We start from the raw sequence: 2,671 nt of genomic DNA on the forward strand, positions 1-2,671 counted from the left end.
GTTCGGCCCTGGCCAAGGCGATCAGCTGGCGCTGTCCGGCGGACAGCCCGCGGCCGCGTTCACCGACCGGATGATGCATTTTTCGAGGTAAACCATTGATCATTTCCGACGCCCCGACGGTGTCGGCCGCGATCGCGATGTCCACCGATGTGGCAAATGTTTGCCCGAATGCAATGTTGCTCGCCACGTCGCCGGTGAACAAGTGAACTTCCTGGGGCACAATTCCCAGCCGCGTCCGGTACTCGGTGAGGACATATTTACGCAGATCTACACCGTCGACCCGGATCGCGCCCGCCGCCGGATCGGGCGGGAGGTCGTAGAGACGGGCCAGCAGCTTCACGATCGTCGACTTGCCCGCGCCGGTCGGGCCCACCAGTGCCAGCGTCGCGCCGGGCGCAACGGTGAAGGTGACGCCGTCGAGGGCGGGGGCGCTCGCACCGGGGTAGCGGAAGTGAACGTCGTCGAAGCTGATCTCACCGCGCAGGCGATCGACAGATATCGCGTCGGGTGGGTCGGCGGCGATCGACGACGTGGTGCGCAGCAGGTCGCCGATGCGCCGGAGTCCGACCCTGGCCTGCTGGTAGCCGTCGAAGACCTGGGACAGATCCTGGATGGGACTGAACAGCAGACCGAGGTAGAGCACGAACGCGACGAGCGTTCCGGTGGACGTGCGCCCGTCGGCGACGGCGTTGGCGCCCAGATAGACCACCACGGCCAAGGCCACGTCGGCCCAGGCGAGGCCGAAGGAGAAGTAGGCCGCGATCGCGCGCTGGGCGCGGATCCTGGCATCGCGATAGCGGTGGGAGTATTCGGCGAAACGCCGCGCGGCGGCAGGCTCGTAGCGGGCGGCCTGCACGGCGCGCAGGCCCGCGATGTTCTCCTGGAATCCGGCGTTGACCACCGAGACCCGTTCGCGCGAGACGGTGTAGGCGACCGAGGACACCCGCCGGAAAGCGAGGGTGGCCAGCAGCATCGGCGCGACGGCGATCAGCACCACCACGGCCAGCCCCGCATCGATGAGGAACAGCCCGAGGGCGACGCCGATCAGAGTGATCAGCGCGACCAGCCCGGTGGCGACCCCGGTCTGCAGGAACGTCGACAGCGCGTCGACGTCGGTGGTCATCCTGGTCATGATGCGGCCGGACAGTTCACGCTCGTAGAAGTCCAGGCCGAGCCGCTGCAACTGGGCGTAACTACGCACCCGCAGACCGAACAGCACGCGCTCGCCCGTGCGCGCGGTGAGAACGGTGACCACGGCGCCGACCACCAGACCGACCAGCACCAGACCGATCCCGATCACCGCCGAGACGAGCAGCGCGGTGTCGTCGCCGGCGGTGACACCGGTGTCGATGGCATAGCGGACCAGCGGCGGGAAGGCGATCCCGACCAGCGCGTCTACGACGAGCAACAGGACGACCACACACACCAGGCCGCGGACCGGGCGCAGCAGTGCGCGCAGGCCGAAGTCGGGTTGAGGTGCGCGCAGGTCGCCGGGCAGGGCGGGGTCTTCGGTGGCCGGTGGCAATGCGTCGACCGCGGCGCGCAGCTCCGGCGTTTCGCTGAGGTCGGTCGACGCCGACGCCATGGATCGGGGTCTGCCCGCGTCGTCGCGCGGGGTGGTCGGGTCGGCGGCCGTCGGCACCACCGAACCGGTGGGTGCGGGCAGCCGGATGACACGGTCGGCCTGGGCCAGCGTCGATTCGCGGTGCGCCAGGATCAACGTGGTCCGCCCGCCCGGATCGGGCAGGCGACGGAAGATCTCGGCTTCGGTGACGGCGTCCACCGCGGAGGTGGCGTCGTCGAGCACCAGCACGCGGGGACGGGTGAGCAGCACCCTGGCCAGGGCGATGCGCTGGCGTTGACCGCCCGAGAGCGTCAGCCCGCGTTCGCCGATGACGGTGTCGTAGCCCTCCGGCAGTGCGGCGATGAACTCGTCCGCGGCGGCGGCCCTCGCGGCCGCCGCGATCTCCGCGTCGGTGGCGTCGGGCCTGCCGAGCGCGATGTTGGCGGCGATGGTGTCGGAGAACAGGAACGGATCGTCGAAGACGACACCGACCGCGCCGCGCAGCTCGTCGGCGCGCAGGTCGGCCAGGTCGACGCGGGTGCCGTCGGCGCCGACGAGGTTGATCCGGCCCGTATCGGGTGCGTAGAAGCGGGGGAGCAGCAGCGAGAGCGTGGACTTGCCCGAGCCCGCCGGGCCGATCACCGCCACCGTCTCGCCCGGGCGCACGGTGAGATCGAGTTCCTGCAACACCGGTTGATCCGGTTCGAAACCGAAACCGACAGCATCGAATTCGATCCCGAGTGGTCCCGGCGGCAGCTCGGTGGGGTCCGCTGGATCGACGAGTATCGGCGCCGCGTCGATCACCCCGAAGACCCGATCGACGGCGGCCTTGGTGAGCTGACCCATGATCACCACCGAGGTGATCGTGCGGGCCGAGGACGTCATGGTGGCGAGGTAGGCGGTGAACGCGAGGAAGGTGCCGATGCCGATCGCGCCGTGCGCGGCGAGCACCCCGCCCACGATGATCACCGAGCCGGGTCTGGGCCGTATCTACGTCGAGGCGCGTGAGGCCGGCACGACGTACGAGACCGGCACCGAGGACAACTACCGCGTGCACGGCATGAAGGGCTCCGACGCCCGCAATGTCTACGGCATCGCGCAGAAGCT

2 protein-coding genes are annotated in these 2,671 nt (G+C 69.6%); one reads left to right on the plus strand and one right to left on the minus strand.

Going from position 1 to position 2,671, the window contains the following annotated elements; translation table 11 throughout:
• The coding region (locus tag ACFWF3_RS31465) for an ABC transporter ATP-binding protein (RefSeq protein WP_379317394.1) at window positions 1–2,533 on the minus strand (2,533 nt) is incomplete at its 3' end.
• On the opposite strand from ACFWF3_RS31465, the gene ACFWF3_RS31470 reads away from it, so the two are divergent.
• Window positions 2,526–2,671 (plus strand): hypothetical protein (locus ACFWF3_RS31470; protein ID WP_379317396.1); only part of this gene is annotated, 146 nt, incomplete at its 3' end. The genes ACFWF3_RS31465 and ACFWF3_RS31470 overlap by 8 nt on opposite strands.

It is taken from the genome of Nocardia sp. NPDC060220, assembly GCF_042727815.1.
Classification (GTDB): domain Bacteria; phylum Actinomycetota; class Actinomycetes; order Mycobacteriales; family Mycobacteriaceae; genus Nocardia.